Source organism: Roseateles sp. P5_E11 (genome assembly GCF_054049355.1).
Genome location: NZ_JBFUMO010000330.1, coordinates 1 through 6,509, shown reverse-complemented (window position 1 = coordinate 6,509; position 6,509 = coordinate 1). Strand labels below are relative to the sequence as shown.

General features: G+C 64.5%; 3 protein-coding genes. All 3 read left to right on the top strand.

The features are described from left to right. Positions 1 to 289 precede the first annotated feature (289 nt). The 3 genes from ACXJKR_RS20870 to ACXJKR_RS20860 all read left to right on the top strand — a co-directional run bounded on the left by ACXJKR_RS20870 (position 290) and on the right by ACXJKR_RS20860 (position 6,377). Complete coding sequence (locus ACXJKR_RS20870) at positions 290 to 1,981, top strand: FAD-dependent monooxygenase (RefSeq protein WP_457324444.1); 1,692 nt, start codon at positions 290 to 292, stop codon at positions 1,979 to 1,981. Between the two features lie 19 nt (positions 1,982 to 2,000). Further along, on the top strand, positions 2,001 to 2,186 hold the full coding sequence (locus ACXJKR_RS20865; RefSeq protein ID WP_457324443.1) for a DUF2783 domain-containing protein: 186 nt from the start codon (positions 2,001 to 2,003) through the stop codon (positions 2,184 to 2,186). A gap of 120 nt (positions 2,187 to 2,306) precedes the next feature. After that, positions 2,307 to 6,377, top strand: coding sequence for a hypothetical protein (locus tag ACXJKR_RS20860; RefSeq protein WP_457324442.1), 4,071 nt, complete (start codon positions 2,307 to 2,309; stop codon positions 6,375 to 6,377). The last annotated feature ends 132 nt before the right edge of the window (positions 6,378 to 6,509 follow it).

Here is a 6,509-nt window from a genome sequence, read left to right as displayed (position 1 = left end):
CCAGAGGGATGGGCATGCGCTTCGGGGAACTCACCTCGGATCCTTCGTCTTGGAGATCTAGGCAAACGACTATACAGAGCGAGGCACATGCAAGTGGTGCGGTCTCGCGCCGGGCTGGATGCGCTGGGYGTCGGTAAAGCTCGCTCTGCGGTGTCCCAAGTATTGCGAAATATGGTTGCGTGCGCAACAATAAAAGCGTTCGTGTCGACATTGGGTGAGGGCTGCTCAGGCCTGTCGCCCAGGCCGTTTGGCCCTGGCCACCTGGACACACAACGCGATGAAGCGAGACATGCACCAACCCACCAGAGAAGCGCGGCCATCGATCTACTACGACTACCGCGTCCATGAGCCCTGGCTGCCCTCTGCACATCCCGCCCAAGGTCGGCAGAGCGTGGTCATCGCGGGCTCGGGGCCGGCCGGGATGGTCGTCGCGCTCGAACTCGCGCGGCACGGCGTGTCTAGCGTCATCCTGACCTCCGAGCTACAGGTCTCCCAGGGCAGCCGAGCGATCGTGTTCACCCGCCGGACGATGGAGATCCTTCAGCAGGTGGGCACGGCGGGGCGGATGACCGAGGCGGGCCTGCCCTGGAGGTTCGGAAACTCCTTCTACCGGGGACAGCGCGTCTTCCGCATGGAGGCGCCACACGACCCGGACGATCGCTTCCTCCCGATGCTGAACATCCAGCAGCAGTACATGGAGGAGTACCTCATCGAGGCCTGCGCCGCGAGCCCGCTCATCGATTTCAGGTGGGGCAACAAGGTGATCAGGGTCGAGCAGTCCGCCGACAGTGCGATGGTGGAGGTCGATACACCGGAAGGCCCCTACACGCTTCAGACCGACTGGCTGGTGGCTGCAGATGGCGGCAGATCGTCGATCCGGGCCGGCATGGGGCTGCAGATGGAGGGTGCCTCCTACGAAGGGCTCTTCGTCATTGCCGACATCAGGGTTGACCTGCCGCTTCCAACGGAACGCATGGCGTTCTTCGACCCGGACTGGAATCCGGGCAACACCATCCTGATGCATCGGGAGCCGCACGGCATCTGGCGTGTCGACTACCAGCTGCCGCCCGGAGAGACGCCCGAGGCAGCGCTGGAGCAGGGATCCCTCAAGGCTCGCATCGACGCTCAACTGGCGATGATCGGACATGCCGGCATTCCCTGGACGATGGACTGGTCCTCCGTCTACTCGGCCCGCACGCTCACGCTCCCTGACTATGTCCACGGCCGTGTGATCTTTGCCGGGGACGCAGCGCATCTGCTGCCGATCTTCGGGGTGAGGGGGGCGAACACGGCTTTCCAGGACGCGCAGTCGTTGGGCTGGCACCTCGCCTTCGTGGTGAGGGGCCTTGCGGGAAAGGCGATGCTTGCCAACTACAGCGCCGAGCGCGTCGGTGCTGCGCGGGAGATCATTGAGGAGGCTGGCARGAGCACGCGCTTCATGGCGCCGCCGACACGGGGATTCAGGCTGCTGCGCGATGCAGTCCTGTCACTGTCCTTGAGCGCCGAGTTCGTGCGACCGCTCTATCACTGGCGCACCTCCCGACCGCATGAGTACGCCGGCTCGATGCTGAACTGCAYGGGCGACGATGACGCGCTGTTTCCTTGCGGCCCGAGGCGCGGTGCGCCACCTCAGAACGTGCGGCTGGCGGATGACTATTTCCTGCTCGACCACCTGGGTGGGGGCTTCGACCTGATCTACTTCACTGAATCTCCCGCGCTGCCCGAATGGCTGCATGGGGCAGTGGCAGATGCCCGCCAGCGCAAGATTCCCCTCCGGGTGGTCGCCGKCGGCGCCGCGATGGGCGTGGTGGGTGCGGACCTGACCATCGCCGACGACGACGGGCACTTTCGGCAGCGCTACGGCGTCCAAGCGAGCGGCGCCGGGTACCTGTTCAGACCGGACCAGCATGTGTGTGCCCGATGGCTGGCGCTCGATGCCTGCCGTCTTTCTGAGGCGCTGAGCACCGCCTTGCCCCAGTAGCCGACTCGATTTGAAAGCCATGGACAACACCCTGACCCTCCCAGGCCTCGAGGCGGTTTATGACGCGCTGGCGACCGCGATTGACCAGGTGGGCCCCGACAAGACGGAGCTTTTCCTCGTCAAACTCGCGCTCCTGAACGCCAACGCGCTGGGCAACGCGGAAGTCTTCCAGCGGCACCTGGGTGCTGCTCTGCAGGACCTTTAGGCTTACTGGATCGGATCCTCGCCCGAGCAATGCCACTGGTCGTGGGCCGACTTCGCACTTGTCGGACAAATAGGGTATTCGACGCAAAATTGATGGCAGAGGGATCAGGGAGCCGGGCGCATGGCCTTGCAAGAAATAGATCGGCACGTTCACGTGCATGCGGAGGGGGACCCGGCGCAAGCGCAGACATTGCGGGTCAGTGACCTGCGCGACTACCCGTTCGTCGTGCTGATTGGCGAGCCTGGCATCGGCAAGACCACGGTGTTCGAACAAGAGGCCGCGCGCGAAGGCACGCGGGTCATAAAGGTGCGTGGCCTGCTCACGGGCATGCCGCCACCGGCAGGCGCGACGCTATACCTGGACGCGCTCGATGAGTTCCGCGCGGACGGGCAGGCGGCCGACAAGGCCTATGGCCTTGCCCGAGCAATTGCCGAAGCCGGGGCGACCAGGTGGCGTATCTCCTGCCGATCCGAGGACTGGAGGCACGAGGCGGATATCGAGCCAATCCGGTCAACGGTCGGAACGCAGAAGATCATGATTGCCCAGCTTCTGCCGCTCCAGTGGCATGAGAAGCGCATGCTGCTGGCAGGCCTGGGCGAGACGTCGCCCAATGCCTTCCTGAACAATGCCTTCGCGCTGGGGGCGACGGCGTTTGCCGAGAGCCCACTCAGCCTGACGCTACTGCACCGCGCGGTGTCAGCCGATGGGGTGTGGCCCAGGTCGCGCAGCACCTTGTTTGCGGCCGCCGTTCGCCGAATGGCGCATGAGAGCAATCCGGCGCACCAATACGGCAGGCGCAGTTCGGCCCAGGCGATTGAGGACGCGGCGGGTCGAGCGTTCCTCATGCTGCTGCTGTGCGGCGCCCGGGCAGTCTGGCGCACCAGCAGCGAGCCGCCACAGGAAGGGGGCAGGGTGGCCTTTCTTGCGGTGGATGACCTCGAGATCGAGCACGACCTGTTCTTGGACATGCTCGATACGCCGCTTTTCCGAGGCGAAGGCCAGAGCTTTGAATGGATCCATCGCACCGTGGCGGAGTACCTCGGCGGAAGGGCGCTGGCTGCCCTGGTCAAAAGCTCGCATGGGCGGCCTGCCATCCCGCTGTCCAGGGCGATTGCCTGGATCACTGGCGGCGATGGGCCGCCACCTACGGAGCTTCGAGGGCTCTTCKCCTGGTTCTGCGCGCACCTCGCGGCGTGTGGCGACGAGGAGAGCGTGTGGCGTCTCATCGAGGTCGACCTGGCCTCGGTGTTCATGTACGGAGATTCGTCAGCTCTTTCGAGTTCCGCGCGCAGGATCATCCTGGACCGCATCGCTTCGAGCGACCCGTACTTTCGAACTGCCGAGATCGGCACGACCACCATCGCTGGCTTCATCGACGAGGAACTCGCCGAGCATGCAGCCGCGGTGTTGACCGCGCCGCCGGATGGCACCCATCGCGCATTCACGCTGCTTGACGCGCTGACGCATGGCACGCCAGTCCGGTCCTTGCGTCCGGTCCTGTTTGCGCTGGCGACCGACTCGGAGAGGCCCGACTGGATGCGCAAGCGATCGGCGGACGCGTGGCTAAACGGCGCGCCCGACCCGCATGCTGCCGGCCGCGAGTTGATGGACGCCCTTTGGAGCGAGCCGGTTTCCGTGCCGCGGGAGATTCTTCGACTGCACCTTGCGGGCAGGGTTGGTGTGCTTCCCTTGCGAGACGTGAAGTCCATGCTGCGCGACTACCACCTCTGTGGCGAATCCAACGTGGTCGGGCGGCTGTTCGAGCTGCGCAACTACCTGACGGCAAGGCCCATGCCGGAGTTGTTCGACGAGCCGCTTCAAGCGTGGCTGCCGGAGGTTTCGGTTCGACACCGTAGCGAGCTCGACACCCTGCTGGATGAGGCGCTCAAGGCTGCCATCAAGACGACGCCGGGACTGCAGGGAGAAAGGGTGTGGAGATGGACGGTCAATGTCCGAAGCTCATTGTTCACGCCGCTGGGGAGTGAATGCATTGAGGGAGTTCAGGCTTGGCTGGCCAGCAACCCAGCCCATGAGCTTCAGCTCTACGACGCCATTGCCGATGACCCTCGACTGGAAGCCAGGCACATGCCAACCGGCATGTTCCGGATCGTCTCGAATCGGTTGGTGTCCGGGAGGGTGGTCAGGGTGCTGCTGGATCGAGCCGCACAGGCGCGCGGTGTGGCCGAGAAGCGCAGACATCTCTCACGGGCCGTAGAGATCGTAGCGCCGGGCGCAGGTAGCGAGGCGGTGTACTGGGCCGTTCATGACGCGCTCGTCGGAAAGAAGGGCTTCGCGAAACTGCTGCGTTCGCTGACCTACGTTCCATTCGGGCCTGACCGTTACCAGGCCTATGCATACGCCAGAAGGATCGACAGGCAGCGGCGTAAGGAGCAAGAGAGCTTCATCCGCCGGCTCCAGTCGATGGTGCAAGACCTGGAGTCAGGCGCCGCCGTGCCGGAGCTGGAGTGGGCCGCCCTACAGTCCTTCCAGCCGGAATCCGAGGATGGCAATCAGCGCAGCGCGCCCGAGTACCTGGCCGCAATGGCGATCGAGTCGATCGCCTCGGCCATCGCCGCGGGCTGGGAAAATCTGTTTAAGCAACCGCTGCGCTGCCTGAAGCCGGAAGCCTTGGGCGAGGCGTTTGCACTTAACAGGACTCTGCCTGAGGAATGGCCTTTGTTGGCCCATCTCGAGCGCGTCCTCCAGCCTGCCGCTCTGCCTATCGACGCAGCTTCAATCCCGTGGGGTGTGGAGCTGGTGGTACTCAAGTCGGCAAGCTCAATTGAAGTCAGCGAGCGGCGAGCGGCGCTCTTCGAGTGGGCGCGTGAGCGCCTTGACGGGGAGCCTGAGCGCGCCAAAGCCCAGCTGGTGGCGTTCTGGCGCGCAAGCCTGTCCTCTGGGGCGACCGAGCTGCCTGGCTTTTGGAGGCTGGTGCAGCATGCCAAGCCCCACATTCTCGCGTGCGATGCCTTGTGGATGCTCCTGGAGGCCGGGCAGGCCCTGCCGATGGACCTGCTGCAGCGTTGCTTGTCCGTTTTGCAAGAGATCTACGGCCTGGACCAGCTGCATGGTTTGGCGCTGCTGCTGCAGTCTGACGCACGGCTGGATGCCGAGCAGCGAATGCTGTGGCGCCTGGTCGCGTTTGTCACCGACGCCTCCGATGACCTTGCCGTCACCGGCGGTGACGGCGAAAGTGGGCTGGAAGAACTCTTTGCTGATGCCTTTTGCCTGCAGCTTCTAAAACTTGTGCGCACTGACGGACGGCGGACGCAGCTTGCCGACAGCGTCATCCGATTGACCGGGCCTCAGAGCACCCCCAATGAGGTCGATCCGTGGGGTCACTCGATCTCCACGGTGCGAAGGTCAGCCAGAAACTGTGACGCCTTCATCAAGGATCTCAGAGCGAACCCCTCGCTGGAGGCTTCGGACGCATTGGAAGCCCTCATACGCGAGCCCTCGCTTCATGCCTGGGTGCCTGAACTGAGGCATGCGCTGGCCAGGCAGTCGCGGCTGCATCGCGACCTTGTCTTCAGGCATCCAACCCTCTCGGAGGTGCGGGCCGCATTCTTGGGCGGCCCGCCAATCAATGGAGCCGACCTGTGTGCGGTGGTGCTGGAGGAGCTGCGCGGTATTGCCCGAGAGCTCCACACGGACACGGAGGGGTCATGGGCGCAGTACTGGAACACGGATGCGGCTGGCCGTGCAGTCGACCCCAAGGTCGAGAACCGCTGCCGGGATGTCGTGTTCTCGCGGCTGTCCGACCGGCTTCGCAAGTACCAGATCGCCGGCATTTCGCCGGAGGCACAGCGACTTGGCGGCACGAGGGCCGACGTCGTTGTCTTCAGCCATGCGGGCCGCGCTCTGCCCATCGAAGCCAAGAGGCACTATCACGAGGAAGTTTGGACCGCTGCAGCGACCCAACTCAGCGGGTACGCGTCGGCGTCGGATGCCGATGGAATCGGCATCTACCTCGTGTTTTGGTTCGGCGTCGAGTTCGCAATGCCTCCACGGGGCGAGGGTCAAGCCTTGCCGCAGTCCGCTTCTGAGATGGAGTCGATGTTGAGGGAGGGGTTGCCAGATCAGCTCAGAGCAGTCACGCCGATCGTGGTGATGGATGTCTCCAGGCCAGTAACAACGAGAACGGCAGGGGCCATTCGTGGCCGTAGCGGGCGCGCGGCAAACACACCTTGAAAGCGGTGACGCCAGCCTGTCCCAGGCGATAGCGCGGCAGTCACTGGTCCACGTCGTCGAAGATGCTGCGGTGACCTCGAGGACGATCGAACGGCTGCGGCGGCGCCGAGCGTGCGGGACGCCATTCTGGAC